Source organism: Streptomyces sp. NPDC042364 (assembly GCF_056437585.1).
The window spans coordinates 213,741-230,130 of sequence record NZ_JBWKAJ010000004.1 but is presented as its reverse complement, the minus strand read 5'-3'; the positions used below and the strand labels follow the sequence as shown (position 1 = coordinate 230,130).

Here is a 16,390-nt window from a genome sequence, read left to right as displayed (position 1 = left end):
AGACCCCCAGACAGCTACTTCGTCGGCCTACTCCTGCGTGCCTCGATGATCTGGGTCAAAATCCTCACCCAGACCACCTATTGATCACGACTCGCGCCGCAGTCTTCGAGCGCTCGGAGCAGAAGCGCTCGCGGCGCCGTTCGTCGGCGATCGCGAGCACGGCGACCAACAGCCGGAACGCCTTGCGGCGTTCGTCGGGAGGGGTGAGCCGGACGATCCTGCCCAGCTGCTGCTCGATCCGGCCGCGCACGATCAGCACGGCAGGCGTGTGCGTGGGGCGCAGTCCGGCACGGCGGACGCTCTGCGGACCGTCCTCCTCGACGGGGCGGGCCTGAAGGCAGTGGCCGTGCAGATGCAGCAGAACGTCGTCCTGCGCCTGCGTGCCGAGGGCGTCGAACCACGCGATGCCCTCGGACATCGGACGCAGCCCTTGGGCGAGTTGGTTGAGCATCACATCGCGATCGCTCATGCCGGCCATCCCATGTGCAGTCCTTCTCCCAGGTGGTGACGCGCGGTCAGTGGAACCAGACGACGAGGCGGACGTTCTCCGGGCCGTGGAGGTCGGCGAGCGTCCGCATCACTGCCCAGACGGGACCCCGGTGAGTGGCGTTCCCCGCGGCCGTGGCGCGGGTCCGGGTGCACGCCCTGTCGGCAGTACGAAGAGGTCCATGGCGGCGTGCCATACGGAGTCCTCGTCGTCGGGGCCCCAGAGGCGGGCGCCGGGGCGGCATTCGATCATTCCGCTGAGTTCGGTGGACATGCGGGGCATGGTGCACGCGCCCCTCACGACCCGGCATCCGGTTTTCCCCGCCGCGTCCCCCGCCGCGTCCCCCGCCCCGGCCGCTTCCCGCCGCGTCGCCGGCCGCGCAGCTCATCGGACATTGTTCGCATCACGGGCATATCCTGAGGCTGTGCCCGGTGTGCTCCGCGCGGCCGGAGGGGGGTGGCGGAGGCCGGGAGGCCGGGGTCTGGAGTCAGGGAAGGTGAGTGCCATGCGTGTGTTGTTGAAGGCGTCCCTCGACACGGAGCGGTCGAGTGACATGCTGCGAAGCGGCAAGATGCCCCAGATGGTGCAGGAGCTCATGGAGCGCATCAAGCCGGAGGCCTCCTACTTCACCGTCGACGGGGGCCGGCGCACCATGTATCTGTTCTTCGACATGACCGACTCCTCCGACATGCCCGCGATCGCCGAGCCGCTGTTCATGGACATGGGCGCCAGCATCGACTACACGCCGGTCATGAACCTCGACGACCTGCGGAAGGGCCTCGCCAAACTGCGCTGAGGCGCACACGGCCCCCGCAGCCGTCCTCCACCTCAGCTGAAGATGATCATCGAGCCCTGGGCCAGGCTGCGGGTCGCCGCCGCGTTCAGGCCCAGCCAGACATGGCGTTCGCGGGCGAACGGGCTGGAGTCGAACGGCGCGGGAGCGGCCGGTTCCTCCAGGGACGTCGGCGCGAGCGGCGGGGCCGGGGCGAGCGGCGGGTTCGCCGGGTCGATCCCGATCGCCGGCGCCACGGTCTCCAGTTCCCGCAGCAGCCCCTGGGAGGAGCCCAGGGGGCCGTTGCCCGCGAGGAGTTCGTCGTTGGCCATGGGGTGCGGGAAGTCGACGGGGACATACGCGCCCGCGTGGTCGTAGTGCCAGACGAGATGCGACTGCTGGGCCGTGGTCTCGAACATCTCCAGCAACTGCTCGTAGTCGCCGCCCAGCTCACCGACCGGCGTCACCGGCAGCCCGCACACCTGCAGCAGGTACGCCCGGCGCAGGAAGTGCAGCGCGTCGTAGTCGAAGCCCGCGATCGGGGCGACCTCCCCGGTCAGTCCTGGCATGTACTGGTACACCGGTACGGGCGGCAGCCCGGCCTCGCCCAGCACCTGGTTGTAGAGCGCGAGTTCCTCGGCGAAGGGGTTGTCGGGCGTGTGGCACAGCACGTCGACGAGCGGGACCAACCAGAGGTCACAGGCCAAAGGAGCACTCCTCACAGTGTGGGCGGGGAAGAAGCGTAGTCGCTGAACGCCGCCTTCAGTCCCCTTCGTGCAGGTCCCATACCCAGACACCGCCCACCCACTTACCGGGACGCCCGACCAGCTTGTCCACGGTGACGCGCAACTGCTCGTCGTAGTACTGCGGCGCGAGGACCAGCGCGCCCGCGTGCCAGTACGCGAAGTCCTCGCGGGCCTGCGCCTGCCAGGCCTCCCCGATCACCGGGGTGCGGCCGGTGTGGCGCACCTCCCGCAGCAGGGCGGAGGTGTGGCGCGGGACGGCGCCGTAGATCCCGGTGCGGTCCTCGCCGTAGGGGCCGTTGAAGTACCCGCCGGGCATCCGGAAGCCGAAGCGGGCCGTGGTCTGCCAGTGCAGGGCCTCCGCGTTGCCGGGGTCCGGCAGCGGCACGGGGACGAGCGTCTCGCCGGCCGCCGTGTCGACGTACGAACGCCAGGTGCCGTCCGCGATGAACGCCGGCACCTCCGGCCGTTCCACCGACTTCAGCGGGGCCGGCACGACCGGCAGCAGCGCCAGCGTGATCGCCAGGAAGCCCACGTACCGGGTGCCGAGGCCCGGCGTCGCCGCCAGCCGTTCGCAGGCGAGCGCCAGCAGCATGCCGAGCACCGGCGCGCAGACCATCGCCACCCGGCCCTCGATGACCGACTCGAACAGCGGCCGGTCGGCGAGCAGCGCCCACGGGCCGGGCAGCACCAGGTCCGTCTGCGGGAGGCGGATCCGGGAGCCGAGGGACAGGACGGCGGCGGCGACCGCGGTGAAGCCGAGCGCCTTCACCAGGGGGCGCTCCCACAGGCGTACGACGATGCCGAGGGCCAGCAGCACCAGGGGCCAGCCGTAGAAGGCGTTCTGCTCGGTCGGGTTGAGGGAGAGGGCCTCGGCCCGCTCCCGGTCGCCCGCGAGGAGCGAGCGCTCGGCGAAGGAGAGCAGGGCGAGGGGGCTGTTCCCGGCGTGGTCGCCGTGCCCGATGCTCTTGTAGCTCTGCGGGCCGAAGAACTGCCAGGTGAGGAAGAAGGCCACCAGGGGGAGCGCGGTCAGGGCCGCGACACCGAGGCCCTTCAGCAGAGGGCGCCAGGAGGCGCGGGCCACGTCCCGCCGTACGGCCCCGTACGCGGCGGCGAACAGCAGCATGCCCATCGCGGCGAGCAGGAGGGGCTCCTCGCCGAGGAAGATCTGGTACGCCGCCATCAGCCCGAGGACGACACCGTCCCGTACCGTCCGGGCACCCGTGCACAGCCGCAGGGCCCGGTCGACGATGAACGGGATCATGAACAGGACGATGAAGTTCGGGTGCGCGTTGGCGTGGCTGACCATCGGGGGCGCGAACGCGGCGAGGGCCGCGCCGGTGAAGGCCGCGCCCCGGTGCCGTACGAGCCGTCGCACGAACAGCCGGTACCAGGCGGCGGCCGTGGCGGCCAGGCCGAGCGTCATGACGAGGCCGAGCGTCACCGCCGGACCCAGGGCGAGCGTCACCGGGGCGAAGGGGACCGACAGGCCCAGCATGACCGTGTTGGCCATGAGGTTCACCCCGTCGGGGAAGCCCTGCATGTCGGTGAACAGGGGGTTCCTGAGGTGGACGAGGTTGTCGGCGGTGACGGCGAAGAACCACTCCCACTGGTTCTGGTCCTGGAGGGAGTCGGGGAGGTAGCGGCCGTTCGGGTCGATCCAGCGGCCGGCGTAGAGGGCCACCGCCATCAGCAGGAAGACGAGGACCGCGAGGACGTCGGCGGGGCGGAGGTGCCGGGCCGCCGACCGCACCGAACGGCCCTTGAGGGAGGCGAGTTCAGCGAGGACGCGGGCGTAGTCCCGCGCGCGGATCTTCGAACCGGGCTGATGGGACCAGCGGATGGGCACCTCGGCGACGGACCAGTCGGCGCGCCGGAAGTGCCGCAGTATCTCGACGTCTATCCCGAACCCGTCGAGCCGGGAGGCGGCGAACGCCTCGCGGGCCCGCTCGCCGTCGAACAGCTTGAACCCGCACTGCGTGTCGCGGATTCCGGGCACCGCGAGCCCGCGTATCAGCAGGTTGCCCGCGCGGCCGAGGTTCTCGCGCAGCCGGTGCTGGCGCTGCTCGATGTGTGCCCCCGGCGCCTCGCGGGAACCGATCGCCGCCGCGTGCCCGTCGCTGAGTGCCTTGTCGAGCCGCTCCAACTCCTCGATCGGCGCGGCGAGATCGGCGTCCGTGAGCAGGACGCGGCGGCCGTACGAGGCGCAGACGCCGAGGCGCAGGGCATGCCCCTTGCCCCGGTTGCGGGGTCCGCCGCCGATGAGCTGCACCCGTGAGTCGCGCTCGGTTACGGCGGCCACGACCTCGCGCGTGCCGTCCGTCGAGCCGTCGTCGACGACGAGGACCTCCCAGGTCTCGGCGGCCTCCGTCGCGGCGAGGTGGGAGACGATCGCGTCGAGGGTGGGGCCGAGGCGCCGCTCCTCGTTGTAGGCGGGGATGACGACGGACAGATCGACGCCGACCCGGGGGCCGGCGCCCGTGCGGGCCCCGCTCATCCCTCGGCCAGCCGTTCCACGAGCGTCATCGAGTGGTCGTCGTACTCGGCGATGATCTCCTGCGCGGTGAGCGCGTCCCGGCGGGTGAGCGCGTCGACGAGGTCGGTGTACCTGTCCCACAGCCGGCCCCTGAGGTCGTCCGCCCGGCGCAGGTGCTGCACCGCGCACACCCAGGACTGCACCCGCAGCCGGTGCAGGAAGTCGGAGAGGTAGGGGTTGCCGAACAGGACGATCAGCTCGCGCCAGAACCGCAGGTCGTAGCCGATCAGGATGTTCAGATCGCCGGCGGCCGCGGCCCGTCGGGCCTCCTCGCCGCGCCGCCGTACCCCGGCGAGTGCCGCGGCGGTGCGGGTGTCCATCTTCCGGTCGCCGAGCCGGCGGAACATGCCGTCGCCGATGAGGATGCGGGCCTCGACCATGTGCCGGTAGTCGCCCAGCGAGTACTCGTGCACCTGGAAACCGCGGTGCTGCACCGCGTCCAGCAGCCCCTGCGCGGACAGGTCCACCAGCGCCTCGCGTACGGGGGTCGCCGACACCCCGTACTGCTCGGCGATCTCCTTCACCGTGAACTCCTGCCCCGGCTTCAGTCTGCCGGCCAGCACCTCGTCACGGAGCGCGTCCGCGAGCTGCTGCCGCAGGGTGCTACGAGTCACGGCGCCATTGCCGCCGCCGGTGCCGGGCATCGTGGTCCGGTTCCCCCATCCGCGTACGCGTACGCATTCCTGTGCGTGGTCTCTGCGTTCTCTTACGAGCACGTCACCTTACGCGTTCGGGTTCCGGGCAGGCTGTTTCGGGCTCGCCGTCACGGCCCCCGCGTCGTACCGGCACCGACCGGCACGAATCGGCCACCTGGCGTGCGGTTTTCCCCCGCGGGCCGCCCGGTGGGGGAGGCGGGATCGACGGCGCGGCAGATGCGGAAGGGCGCCCCCGGGCCGTGGGACCCGGGGGCGCCGTTCGGTGTTCGTCGGCAGGACGGCCGCCGGCTCACCGGACGGGCCGTCACCGGCGTCAGACCGTGAACTCGTCCGCCGCCGTCAGCGCCGTGTCGAGGGCCGCGAGGCCCTCCTTGGCCTCCGCCTCCGTGATGTTGCACGGGGGGACGACGTGGGTGCGGTTCATGTTCACGAAGGGCCACAGGCCCTGCGCCTTGGCGGCGCCCGCGAAGGCCAGCATCGGGGCGTTGGCCTCGCCCGCGGCGTTGTAGGGGACGAGGGGCTCGCGGGTCTCCCTGTTCCTGACCAGCTCCAGCGCCCAGAACATGCCGACGCCGCGCACCTCGCCCACCGACGGGTGCCGCTCGGCCAGTTCGCGCAGCCCCGGCTCGATGACGGACGCGCCGAGCGCCGCCGCGTTCTCGACGACGCGCTCCTCCGCCATGACGTTGATCGTCGCGACGGCGGCGGCGCACGCCAGCGGGTGCCCGGAGTACGTCAGGCCGCCGGGGTACGGGCGCCGGGCGAACGTCTCCGCGATGGCCGGCGAGATGGCGACGCCGCCGAGGGGGACGTAACCGGAGTTCACGCCCTTGGCGAAGGTCATCAGGTCGGGGACGACGTCGAAGAGGTCGGCCGCGAACCACTCGCCGGTCCGGCCGAAGCCCGCCATGACCTCGTCGAGGACGAAGACGATGCCGTACTTGTCGCACAGCTCCCGCACACCGGCCAGGTAGCCCGGCGGCGGGACCATGATCCCGGCCGTGCCGGGGATGGTCTCCAGGATGATCGCGGCGATGGTCGACGGCCCCTCGAAGGCGATCGTCGTCTCCAGGTGTTCCAGGGCGCGGGCGCACTCCTGCTCCTCGGTCTCCGCGTAGAAGCGGGACCGGTAGAGGAAGGGCGCCCAGAAGTGCACGACCCCGGCGGTGCCGGCGTCGGAGGCCCAGCGGCGGGGGTCACCGGTGATGTTCACGGCCTGCTGGGTGCCGCCGTGGTACGAGCGGTACGCGGACAGCACCTTGGGGCGGCCCGTGTGCAGGCGGGCCATGCGGACGGCGTGCTCGACGGCGTCGGCGCCGCCGTTGGTGAAGAAGATCTTGTCCAGGTCGCCCGGGGTGCGCTCGGCTATCAGCCGGGCCGCCTCCGAGCGGGCCTCGATCGCGAACGCCGGGGCGAACGTGGTGAGCTTCGCCGCCTGCTCCTGGATGGCCGCGACGACCTTCGGGTGCTGGTAGCCGATGTTCGTGTAGACGAGGCCGCTGGTGAAGTCCAGGTACCGCCTGCCTTCGTAGTCCCAGAAGTACGACCCCTCGGCGCCGGCGACTGCGAGCGGGTCGATGAGTTCCTGGGCGGACCAGGAGTGGAACACGTGCGCACGGTCCGCCGCCTTCACCGCGGCGCCGAGCTGGGGGTTGGGCTGAGGCGTCATGGGGCGAGGGTAGGCCGCGGCGCCGCGGCGCCGATATCGGCGTCCTGTCTGCGGCAGGGCTCCGCACCGCGACAGTGTGTCGCCCCAGGGGGTCCCGTCGCCGGACCCGCACTCGCCGACGCACCCCCGGTCCAGAGTTCACCGGCAACTTCCATTGACAGCATCCTGGCAAAGTGCCAGTATGCTGTCATAGCAGCGAACGGTCCCGGAGGAGAAGCCATGACCAGCAACCCCGTCCACCTCGCCGTCTACGACACCTACGCCGACTGGGAGACCGGCCACACCACCGCCTGGCTGGCCCGCGCAGGCCATGAGATCCGCACGGTCGGCCCGGCCACGAACCCCGTGCGAACCATCGCCGGCGTCCGGATCCAGCCGGACGCCGCCCTCGCGGACCTCCGCCCCGAGGACAGCTCGCTGCTGATCCTCACCGGCGCGGACCTCTGGGACACGGGCGACGACCTCGCACCGTTCGCCCGCAAGGCGCGGGAGTTCCTGGCCGCCGGCGTCCCCGTCGCCGCGATCTGCGGGGCGACCGCCGGACTCGCCAGGGAAGGGCTGCTCGACGACCGCGCCCACACCAGCGCGGCCCCCTTCTACCTCGCCGCCACCGGCTACAAGGGCGCCGACCACTACGTCGACACCGACGCCGTGACCGACGCGGACGGCCTGCTCGTCACCGCAGGCCCCACCGAACCCGTCGCCTTCGCCCGCGAGGTCTTCCGGCTCCTCGGCGTCTACGAGGGCGAGGTCCTCGACGCCTGGTACCGCCTGTTCCACGACTCCGACCCGGAGGCGTACGCCGTCCTGGAAGCCGCCGCCCGATGAGCCGCGCACGGCAGGACCTGCTCAGCCGCACCGCTCTCGGCGTCTTCCGGCTCAACGGCCAGTTCCTGTCCGTCGCCGAGGAACTGGCGCGCCCGGCGGGGCTCACGGCGGCCTGGTGGCAGGTCCTCGGCGCGGTGCTCCCCGAGCCGCTGCCCGTCTCCGGCGTCGCCCGCGCGATGGGCATCACCCGCCAGAGCGTGCAGCGCGTCGCCGACCTCCTCGTCGACCGCGGCCTCGCCGAGTACGTCCCGAACCCGGCCCACCGCCGCGCCAAGCTCCTCACCCCGACCCCGGCGGGACGCGCCGCCGTCGAGAAGATCGACCCCGGTCACGCGGCCCTCGCGGACCGTCTCGCCGAGGCCCTCGGCGAGGAGCGGTTCGCGGAGACCGTACGGGTCCTGGAAGACCTGTCGGCGGCGCTGGAGGACCTGTCCGCCGGGCGTGAGGCTGTTACGGAACCGTAGACACCGCCCCGCCCGCCTCCTCCCGCCTCCGCACTACGATCGGTTCGTTGCGCACGTTCGGCACGTTCAGCATGTACACGGCGTAACCGTACGTTCGCGACAGGCGCGCCTGCACATGCGTGTCTGCACGTCCGCGCGTACACATGCGCAGGGGATCGCACGGGGGGAGAGGCGGGGGCGGTGGCCATGGAGAATCTCGGGCCGGGGGATCCGCAGCGGGTCGGGGCGTATCGGCTGCTGGCGCGGCTGGGCGCGGGCGGGATGGGCAACGTGTATCTGGCGCGGTCCGACCGCGGCCGCACCGTCGCCGTCAAGCACGTACGGCGGGAACTGGCCGTGCAGGAGGAGTTCCGGGCCCGGTTCCGGCAGGAGGTGCAGGCCGCCCGGCAGGTCGGCGGGTACTGGACCGCGCCGGTGCTGGACGCGGACACCGAGGCCGACATCCCGTGGGTGGCCACCGGCTACGTCGCCGGCCCGTCCCTCCAGACCGTGGTCGGCAGGGACCACGGCGCGCTGCCCGAGCGGACGGTGCGCATCCTCGCCGCCGGACTCGCCCACGCGCTGGAGGACATCCACGCGGCCGGGCTCATCCACCGCGACCTCAAGCCGTCCAACGTCCTCGTGACGATCGACGGGCCCCGCGTCATCGACTTCGGTATCGCGCGGGCACTGGAGACGGTCACCGACGGCGGCCTCACCCGCACCGGCGCGCTCGTCGGCTCGCCCGGCTTCATGGCGCCCGAGCAGGTGCGCGGTGACCGCATCACCCCCGCCTGCGACGTCTTCTGCCTGGGCTCGGTCCTCGCCTACGCCGCCACCGGCAACCTCCCCTTCGGCGGCGCGAACTCCGGTGTCCACGCCCTGATGTTCCGTATCGCCGAGGAGGAGCCCGATCTGGAGGGCCTGCCCGAGGGCCTCTACGACCTCGTACGGGACTGCCTCCGCAAGGACCCCGCCGCCCGCCCCACGCTCGCCCAGATCCTCCAGCGCACCGGCGCCGAGGACACGGTCTTCGCGGGCCGCTCCCGCGACCCCTGGCTCCCGAGTGCCCTCGTCGCCCAACTGGGCCGCCACGCCGTCCAGTTGCTGGACGCGGAGGACCCGGAGGAGCACCCGCCCGGGGGAGAGGGGCAGAACGGGGCGGGGGCCGCGGCCGGGGTCGGCCGGGGGACTCAGGGAGCGTCCGGGGGTCCGGCCGAGGGCGGACACCCGGCGGCGCCCGACCCCGCCGGGCAGCCGCCTTCCGCGGCCTCCCCCGCCTCCGCTGCCGCCGCCTCCGCCGGGTTCGCGGCCTCGGGGGCGCCCGCCTCCGCCGGGGGCGTGCCGACGCCGCCGGGCGCCCCGCCATCCCCGTACGCAGGCCCCTCCGCGGCCGGGCGACCCGAGGGCGCCCCCGGTCACCCCTCCGCCGGGCCCGAGGGCGGTGCCGTGCCGCCTCCGCCCGCCGCGCCGCCCGCGTACGGCTTCCCGCACCGGCAACCGGGGCATCCGCAGCACCCGCAGCCCGCGGCCGGGTACGGTCAGCCGCCGGGCGCGGCCCCCGGCTACGGCTATCCGCAGGGCGCGGCGCAGGGCCAGGCCGGGTACGGCGCGTACGGGCAGCAGCCGTACGCCGATCAGCGGGCGTACGGGGGGCAGCCGCCGTACGGCGGTCACCAGGGCCCGGGTGCCGCCGGCGGCCTCGGCGCGACCCTTCCGTACGGGCCGCCCCCTCTCCAGGGGCCCGGCGGCCGGCCGAGACCGGAGCGGAGAGGAGCCCGGCGTTCCTCCGCGCTGCTCGTCGCGGTCGCCCTCGTCGTGGCCCTCGGCGCGGGCGGCTCGGTGTACGCGCTGATGAAGAAGGGGGAGGAGGGCGGCAAGGAGAACGACGGCAGGGGCGGGCCGACGACGAGCGGTCCCGAGACCCCCGGGCCCACGACGCCCGAGCCGACCGACCCGGAGACCTCCCCGGACCCCACCACCGAGTCCCCGGACACGGGCACGATCCCGGAGGAGTTCCTCGGCACCTGGAACGCGGCCCTCGACGGCTCCGACGGCCCCGACACCCGTGAACTCGTCATCCGGCAGGGCGAGGTGGGCGACACCGTGCTCTCCCTCACGGCGGACGGACCGCTCGAAGGGGGCGGTACGTACCACTGTGTGTTCGAGGCGGAGCTGAGCGAGGCGCCGGACGACGACGGCCCCCTGAAGATCGGCCCCTCCACCGTCACCGAGGGCGAACCGGCGACCTCCTGCTCACCGGGCGCCGCCACCACCGTCACGCTCCTGTCCGACGGCCGCCTGCGCCGCGTGGACACGGCGGGCAAGTCGGTGACGTACACGAAGGGCGGCTGAGCCGGGGCCGCTGCGCCTCACGGCTCGGGGGTGCGCCTCCGTCGGCGGGTGCGGGTGGGTTGTGGCTTCTCGCGCAGTTCCCCGCGCCCCTGACGGGTCGGGCCTGCGGCCCGTCCTTCAGGGGCGCGGGGCGGCGACACCTGCGGCTCGGCCGCGTGGGCGCGATCAGCCCCCACGCACCCGCGCCCGGCGTACCGCGGCGCCGCCCCCGGCGGTCATCGCGCCTCCGGCGGCCGCTGCCGGGGCATGTTCGGCCGTGCTCCCGGTGGCAGCGGCAGCCGCCCGCCGGGAGGGAGCTCGGCGGGGCGGCCGGCGGACCCCCCGGTCTGGATGCCGAGCGGCGCCGCACCGGCCCGGAACTCGACCATCCAGTCCGCGGTCTCGGCCCGCACCAGCTCCGTCACGTCCTCCGAGAACCGCCGCAGCACCCCGAGGCACCGCTCAGCCGCCTCCCCGGCCGTCCCCTCCGTCGGCCCGAGCACCTCCCGCGCGCTCTCCGAGGCCCAGTCGAACTGGAGTGCCTGGAGTCGCCGCTGTACCGCCTGCGCCGTGGCGACATCCCTCATCCACCCGGAGGTGAGCCCGAAGAACCGATCCACCGCCAGGCAGGCCACACACACCAGCAGTGCCAGATACCCCCAGGGCGCCATACCGCCCACCACCCCGGTGACGTCCAGCAGCGGCAGCACCGCCCCCACCAGCGCGCCCGCCGCCGCCCCCACCCGCAGTACCTGGGCCGCCAGCCGCTTCCCCATGCGGTCCGCGAGATACCACGCGGCGGTATCCAGCGCCGCACGCTCCACCCACCGGTACAGCTCGTCCAGCCGCTCCGCCGGCACCGCCCAGTCCCCGTGCGGAAAGGGCCGCCCGGTCAGATCATCCACCCACGGCCCGGCCTCCCCCGTCCACGGCTCCGCCCACAGCCCAGGTCCCTCACCCCGCCCGTCCTGGGGGGACCCCTCGGGCTGCATATCCGGCTGGCTCACCCGGTACTCCCTAATGACGACGCTGCTCACGACAGTGCGAGACGCGCGTACGCACCCCCGTGTCGCGGGCCGTGCGCACGGCCCCTTCCTACCTCCCAATGGGTGGCGAAAACCCCGGTTTCAAGGCTTTTCCGCCTGGAAGAGGTCCTTGATCAGGTATACGAATTCCCGCCCCATCACTCGAAAGAGTGGCGCCGCACGGGCCGGGCCGACCACGTAGGCTCGTGAGCGACCGCAAGAGAGCGAGACGAGGGAGCTGAACGTGATCCCCGGTGGTGGCCAGCCCAACATGCAGCAGCTGCTCCAGCAGGCCCAGAAGATGCAGCAGGACCTGGCGAGGGCACAGGAGGAGCTCGCGAACACCGAGGTCGAAGGCCAGGCGGGCGGCGGCCTGGTCAAGGCCACGGTCAACGGCTCCGGCGAGCTGCGCGCCCTGAAGATCGACCCCAAGGCGGTGGACCCGGAGGACACCGAGACCCTCGCCGACCTGATCGTCGCGGCCGTCCAGGCGGCCAACGAGAACGCCCAGAACCTCCAGCAGCAGAAGCTGGGCCCCCTCGCCCAGGGCCTCGGCGGTGGCTCCGGCATCCCCGGTCTGCCCTTCTGAGCCGAATCTCCCCCCATCTCCCCTCCGTCGAGTCCATCCGTGCCCCGTACCGCCTTCCTCGGACCGGCGGCGGCCGACTACGGTACGTACTGAAAGACACCAGGAAGGACGGCAGTCCGTGTACGAAGGCGTGGTCCAGGACCTCATCGACGAGCTGGGGCGGCTGCCCGGCGTCGGTCCCAAGAGCGCGCAGCGGATCGCCTTCCACATCCTTCAGGCGGAGCCGACGGACGTACGGCGTCTCGCGCAGGCCCTGATGGAGGTCAAGGCGAAGGTCCGCTTCTGCGCGACCTGCGGCAACGTCGCGCAGGAGGACCTGTGCAACATCTGCCGCGACACCCGCCGCGACCCGTCGGTCATCTGCGTCGTGGAGGAGCCGAAGGACGTCGTCGCCGTCGAGCGGACCCGTGAGTTCCGCGGCCGTTACCACGTCCTCGGCGGCGCGATCAGCCCCATCGAGGGCGTCGGCCCCGACGACCTGCGGATACGGGAACTTCTCGCCAGGTTGGCCGACGGCACGGTCACGGAGCTGATCCTGGCCACCGACCCGAACCTGGAGGGCGAGGCCACGGCCACGTATCTCGCCCGCATGATCAAACCCATGGGCCTCAAGGTCACCCGCCTGGCCAGCGGCCTCCCGGTGGGCGGCGACCTGGAATACGCGGACGAGGTGACCCTCGGCCGCGCCTTCGAGGGGAGACGATTGCTGGATGTCTGACGCCACGCTGCACGCGACCGGCCAGAACCCGGACGACTTCGCCGTCCAGATCGCGGACCAGATCGAGAGCTTCCTGGTCGCGGTCACCGAGGTGGCCAAGGGCGACGAGCCGGACTCGGCCGTGCCCTTCCTGCTGCTGGAGGTCTCCCAGCTCCTCCTGGCGGGGGGCCGCCTCGGCGCGCACGAGGACATCGTGCCGGACGAGCGCTACGAGCCCGACCCCGGCCCCGAGCCGGACGTCGACGAACTGCGCGAACGCCTGGCCGCCATGCTCGACCCCGTCGACGTCTACTCCGAGGTCTTCGACCCGTACGAGCCCCGCAAGGCGCCCGTGCCGGCCCGTATCTCCGACGACCTCGTCGACGTCATGACCGACCTCCGCCACGGCATGGCCCACTACCGCGCGGGCCGCACCAGCGAGGCGCTGTGGTGGTGGCAGTTCTCCTACTTCTCCAACTGGGGCTCCACGGCCTCGGCGACCCTGAGGGCCCTGCAGTCCCTCGTCGCCCACGTCCGCCTCAACCAGCCCCTCGCCGAACTCGACGGCCTCGACACCGACCAGGAACTCATGGGCGACGAAACCCTGGAGTTCGAGGCGGGCAAGGTCATGGCGGAGGAGATCGCCGGGCCGCTGGGGCTGCGGAAAGTCAAGTAGACCGCCTCGTGAGCACACGGCGGGGCCGCCCGCCCACACCCCTTTGGTTTTGGTGAGGGCGCTCACCCCGCCGCCGAGCGAGAGCGGCGGCACGAGCGGTCCCGGCCGCGGGGCGGCGCCGCCGAACGGCCTCCACGGGAAAGTGATCCGGCGGAGGCGGCCGCGGATACCGCGTCCACGGCACGCCTGATGGGGGCCGGTACCGGCGGTAGCGTATGCACCGCCGTACGTACTGCGTGCCTCCCCCCTGACAAGGAACCGGACCATCGACGTGACCGTCCTCCTGCTCCTTCTCATCGCCGTGGCCCTGACCGCCGCCGTGCTGGGCCCCCGCGCACTGCTTCGGGCCCTGTGGCCGGAACGGGAACCGGTCGTCGCGCTGTGGGCATGGCAGTGCCTCGTCGCGGCGGCGCTGCTCAGCTGCCTCGCGGCGCTGGTGCTGGGCGCGGCCGCGGTGTTCGAGACGGTCCGGACGCATGCCTTCGCGCCCGCGCCGCCGGCCGTGACCGCCGCGTACGACCTCACGGCCGCGCCGCCCTGGACGGCCGTCCTCACCCTGCTGCTGGCCTGCGGCGCGGCGTGGAGCGGGGCCATGCTCGCCCGGGAAGTCGTCGAGTCCCGGCGCCGACGTCACATCCGCCGCGCCCATCTGCGCGAGCGCGCCCCCGACCTGCCGGCCGGGCTGCCCGACGCGCAGGGACCCCTGCTGGTGCTGGAGGACGACTACCCGGACGCCTGGCTGATGCCCGGAACCCCTCCCCAACTGGTCGTCACCACGGGCGCCTTGGCCAAGCTCACCGACCGTCAGCTGGACGCGGTGCTCGCCCATGAACTCGGCCACGCCCGCGCCCGCCACGACTGGCTGCTCCACCTCTCCACCGCCCTCGCGACCGGCTTCCCGCGCGTCCCGCTCTTCGCGCACTTCGCCGACCAGACCCACCGCCTCGTCGAACTGGCCGCCGACGACACGGCGTCCCGCCGCTGCGGCCACCTCACCACCGCGCTCGCGCTGATCGAACTGAACCAGCACCGGGGCGTGTTGAGCTGCTCCAACACCCGCCGCCTGCTGGGCGACCGGGTGGAGCGGCTCCTGTCGCCGCCGCCCCGCCTCGACCGCCTGCGCCGCGCGGGGACCACCGCGGCCGCCGCGCTGCTGGCCCTCGTCCCCCTCCTCATCGCGTTCGCCCCGGCGCTGGGGACGCTGTAGCCGACGGTTCGCGGGCGGCCGGAGTGTCCACCAGGGCGTCGAGCAGCAACTCGGGCGCGACGTAAGGGGTTTCGCGCGTCGGCTTGGACCACCAGCGCAGGCGCCATGTGTTCCCCTCCAGCGCGGTGATGCCGACGAAGGTGACGGTACGGAAGTTCGTCACCCCGAAGCGGTCACCGCCCTGACCGTCCGCATACGCGACTCCAAGAACCCCGCCGGCCCCACCCTCACCCTCGGTGCCCCGGCCTGGCAGGCCTTCGTTTCCGCAGGTCGGCCCGGGGCTTGAGCCTCGGGACCCGAGCTCTTCCCATGGGGTTTCCAAGATTCTGGGCTGGGTGAAAAACCAACCCAACCAACCAAGCCCGTACATGAGTTGAAGAGGTGTAACCCGAAGGGGTGACATTCCGTGATCGGCTTGCTTCGGAACGTAAAGCCGCTCTAGGTTCGCGGCAACCGACCAAATAGATCGGCCCCGGCCGGTGCGCCAACACCAGTGCCAGGGCCTAGACCTACGGATCGAAGAGGACTCGATCGTGGCTTACGCCCAGCCTAGTGCTGCCCTGCCTTCCCCGTCCCACCCGATGGCCAAAACGGGTTACGGAAAGCGTTCCGTGGGTGACGAAGACCCGCACGCGGACGCGACGTTCGCACATCTGAGCCCCCGCGACGCCGAGATCGCCGTCTTCATCGACCACCTTGAGGACGGCCACGCCATGGGCCACAAGGTGATCGCCGCCGAACACCCCCGCTACGGCCAGCAGGCCGTGCGTACGTCCTCGGGTCGGCTCGTGCTCGCCGGCCATCTGCGGTGGATCAAGGAGCACATCACCATCGAGGACGGCTCGATGCGCTGGGTGACGCGCACGTACTGGTCGCGTACCCCCAGGTCGGTGGAGTGGTGGGCGAACTTCGCGCGGGAGCGCGACGGCAGGGACGTCACGGAGCACTATCAGTCGGGACTGGCTCGGGTCGAGGAGAACGAGCCCACCGAGCAGGCGGACGAGCCCGCCGAGCAGGCGGACGAGCCCACCGAGCCCGCTGAACCCATCGATACCACCGAGCCCACCGAGGCCACTGAGTGCGCCGAGCTCGCCGAGGCCGGGGCGCCCGCCGTGGCGCCCGGCGCCGCATACCGCACCCTCGCCGAACTCCGTCTCGTCGAGCCCCGTATGCCGCTGTCCGAGGCCGACTGCCACTCCCTCGAATCCCTCGTCTCCCAGTGGCTGTCGCGTGGCGCGACGCCCGACGAGGTCACCAAGGCACTGACCGACGGGCTGCCGTCCGAGGTCACCAACCCGGGCGGACTCGCCCGCAGACGATTGGAGAGCAAGATGCCCCCCATGCGCCCGAAGAAGGCCAAGATCCGGCAGAAGCCCGCCGCCCGCGCCCGCCGTGCCGTGGTCACCCGGGTGATCATGGCCTGCGGTCTGTGCGACGCGGACGAGCGGACGGCCGAGATCGTGAACGGGTTGTGCCGTGAGTGCCTCGCGGAGTGCGAGCTGGACGGCCCGATGCCGGTGTACGGGTTCGTGCCCGACACGTTCCTGCCCGGCCCGAGGAGCGGGGAAGCGGGCGGCGGCGGGGGCGGCCTGCCGGGCATGGACGAGGTCGTGGACGTCACGGCCCGGGTGGAGGAACTGCGTCGCGCCGGACGGCTGGGGCGCTGGAAGTGACCCGGTCCGCCGACGTACGGCCGTCCGTGGAGCCCGCCGGGTAACCAAGTGGTGA

15 protein-coding genes and 1 pseudogene are annotated in these 16,390 nt (G+C 72.5%); 10 read left to right on the top strand and 6 right to left on the bottom strand.

The features are described 5' to 3' along the window. Nucleotides 1-64 precede the first annotated feature (64 nt). Nucleotides 65-469 carry a DUF5958 family protein gene (locus AC067N_RS10455; protein ID WP_478678477.1) on the bottom strand — a complete coding sequence of 135 codons (405 nt, stop codon included), beginning with the start codon at nt 467-469 and terminating at the stop codon, nt 65-67. A 523-nt stretch (nt 470-992) separates the two neighbouring features. Here AC067N_RS10455 and AC067N_RS10450 point away from each other — a divergent pair. Then, on the top strand, nt 993-1,283 hold the full coding sequence (locus AC067N_RS10450) for a hypothetical protein (RefSeq protein WP_478678476.1): 291 nt from the start codon (nt 993-995) through the stop codon (nt 1,281-1,283). Nucleotides 1,284-1,315: 32 nt separating this feature from the next. Here the strand turns inward: AC067N_RS10450 and AC067N_RS10445 are convergent, their stop codons facing one another. From AC067N_RS10445 to AC067N_RS10430, 4 genes are all read right to left on the bottom strand, one after another. After that, the gene (locus AC067N_RS10445) at nt 1,316-1,966 is read right to left on the bottom strand and encodes a hypothetical protein (RefSeq protein ID WP_478678475.1); all 651 of its coding nucleotides are present in this window, start codon (nt 1,964-1,966) and stop codon (nt 1,316-1,318) included. Between the two features lie 55 nt (nt 1,967-2,021). Continuing rightward, a complete protein-coding gene (locus AC067N_RS10440) occupies nt 2,022-4,499 on the bottom strand; it encodes a glycosyltransferase (RefSeq protein WP_478678474.1) in 2,478 nt (825 codons plus the stop codon). Next, a complete protein-coding gene (locus AC067N_RS10435) occupies nt 4,496-5,182 on the bottom strand; it encodes a GntR family transcriptional regulator (protein ID WP_478678473.1) in 687 nt (228 codons plus the stop codon). Before AC067N_RS10435 ends, AC067N_RS10440 begins: the two co-directional genes overlap by 4 nt. 325 nt (nt 5,183-5,507) lie before the next feature. Further along, complete coding sequence (locus AC067N_RS10430) at nt 5,508-6,863, bottom strand: aminotransferase class III-fold pyridoxal phosphate-dependent enzyme (RefSeq protein WP_478678472.1); 1,356 nt, start codon at nt 6,861-6,863, stop codon at nt 5,508-5,510. 219 nt (nt 6,864-7,082) lie between these two features. On the opposite strand from AC067N_RS10430, the gene AC067N_RS10425 reads away from it, so the two are divergent. From AC067N_RS10425 to AC067N_RS10415, 3 genes are all read left to right on the top strand, one after another. Continuing rightward, a complete protein-coding gene (locus AC067N_RS10425) occupies nt 7,083-7,691 on the top strand; it encodes a DJ-1/PfpI family protein (RefSeq protein WP_478678471.1) in 609 nt (202 codons plus the stop codon). Next, entirely contained in the window at nt 7,688-8,155 is a 468-nt protein-coding gene (locus AC067N_RS10420; RefSeq protein WP_478678470.1) for a MarR family winged helix-turn-helix transcriptional regulator, read from the top strand. The genes AC067N_RS10425 and AC067N_RS10420 overlap by 4 nt, the downstream gene beginning before the upstream one ends. A gap of 186 nt (nt 8,156-8,341) precedes the next feature. Then, the gene (locus tag AC067N_RS10415; protein ID WP_478678715.1) at nt 8,342-10,489 is read left to right on the top strand and encodes a serine/threonine-protein kinase; all 2,148 of its coding nucleotides are present in this window, start codon (nt 8,342-8,344) and stop codon (nt 10,487-10,489) included. A gap of 215 nt (nt 10,490-10,704) precedes the next feature. Here AC067N_RS10415 and AC067N_RS10410 read toward each other — a convergent pair whose 3' ends face one another. Then, complete coding sequence (locus tag AC067N_RS10410; protein WP_478678469.1) at nt 10,705-11,475, bottom strand: SLATT domain-containing protein; 771 nt, start codon at nt 11,473-11,475, stop codon at nt 10,705-10,707. Nucleotides 11,476-11,737: 262 nt separating this feature from the next. On the opposite strand from AC067N_RS10410, the gene AC067N_RS10405 reads away from it, so the two are divergent. The 6 genes and pseudogenes from AC067N_RS10405 (at nt 11,738) to AC067N_RS10380 (ending at nt 16,335) form a co-directional block, all read left to right on the top strand. Beyond that, nucleotides 11,738-12,082, top strand: coding sequence for a YbaB/EbfC family nucleoid-associated protein (locus tag AC067N_RS10405; RefSeq protein ID WP_478678468.1), 345 nt, complete (start codon nt 11,738-11,740; stop codon nt 12,080-12,082). Between the two features lie 118 nt (nt 12,083-12,200). Then, nucleotides 12,201-12,800, top strand: coding sequence for a recombination mediator RecR (recR, locus tag AC067N_RS10400; protein ID WP_478678467.1), 600 nt, complete (start codon nt 12,201-12,203; stop codon nt 12,798-12,800). Then, nucleotides 12,793-13,455 carry a DUF5063 domain-containing protein gene (locus AC067N_RS10395; RefSeq protein WP_478678466.1) on the top strand — a complete coding sequence of 221 codons (663 nt, stop codon included), beginning with the start codon at nt 12,793-12,795 and terminating at the stop codon, nt 13,453-13,455. The genes recR and AC067N_RS10395 overlap by 8 nt, the downstream gene beginning before the upstream one ends. Nucleotides 13,456-13,726: 271 nt before the next feature. Next, nucleotides 13,727-14,662 (top strand): M56 family metallopeptidase, encoded by a 936-nt coding sequence (locus AC067N_RS10390; RefSeq protein ID WP_478678465.1) that lies wholly within the window; start codon nt 13,727-13,729, stop codon nt 14,660-14,662. Nucleotides 14,663-14,816: 154 nt separating this feature from the next. Continuing rightward, nucleotides 14,817-14,948 (top strand): annotated as a pseudogene (locus AC067N_RS10385) (DUF397 domain-containing protein); the annotation flags it as partial. 295 nt (nt 14,949-15,243) lie between these two features. After that, nucleotides 15,244-16,335 carry a hypothetical protein gene (locus AC067N_RS10380; RefSeq protein WP_478678464.1) on the top strand — a complete coding sequence of 364 codons (1,092 nt, stop codon included), beginning with the start codon at nt 15,244-15,246 and terminating at the stop codon, nt 16,333-16,335. Nucleotides 16,336-16,390 lie beyond the last annotated feature (55 nt).

Bases quoted from the DNA above. Each gene is read 5' to 3' on its own strand.
- AC067N_RS10455 (WP_478678477.1), bottom strand. From the start codon at position 469: ATGAGCGATCGCGATGTGATGCTCAACCAACTCGCCCAAGGGCTGCGT.
- AC067N_RS10450 (WP_478678476.1), top strand. From the start codon at position 993: ATGCGTGTGTTGTTGAAGGCGTCCCTCGACACGGAGCGGTCGAGTGAC.
- AC067N_RS10440 (WP_478678474.1), bottom strand. From the start codon at position 4,499: ATGAGCGGGGCCCGCACGGGCGCCGGCCCCCGGGTCGGCGTCGATCTG.
- AC067N_RS10435 (WP_478678473.1), bottom strand. From the start codon at position 5,182: ATGCCCGGCACCGGCGGCGGCAATGGCGCCGTGACTCGTAGCACCCTG.
- AC067N_RS10430 (WP_478678472.1), bottom strand. From the start codon at position 6,863: ATGACGCCTCAGCCCAACCCCCAGCTCGGCGCCGCGGTGAAGGCGGCG.
- AC067N_RS10425 (WP_478678471.1), top strand. From the start codon at position 7,083: ATGACCAGCAACCCCGTCCACCTCGCCGTCTACGACACCTACGCCGAC.
- AC067N_RS10420 (WP_478678470.1), top strand. From the start codon at position 7,688: ATGAGCCGCGCACGGCAGGACCTGCTCAGCCGCACCGCTCTCGGCGTC.
- AC067N_RS10415 (WP_478678715.1), top strand. From the start codon at position 8,342: ATGGAGAATCTCGGGCCGGGGGATCCGCAGCGGGTCGGGGCGTATCGG.
- AC067N_RS10395 (WP_478678466.1), top strand. From the start codon at position 12,793: ATGTCTGACGCCACGCTGCACGCGACCGGCCAGAACCCGGACGACTTC.
- AC067N_RS10380 (WP_478678464.1), top strand. From the start codon at position 15,244: ATGGCCAAAACGGGTTACGGAAAGCGTTCCGTGGGTGACGAAGACCCG.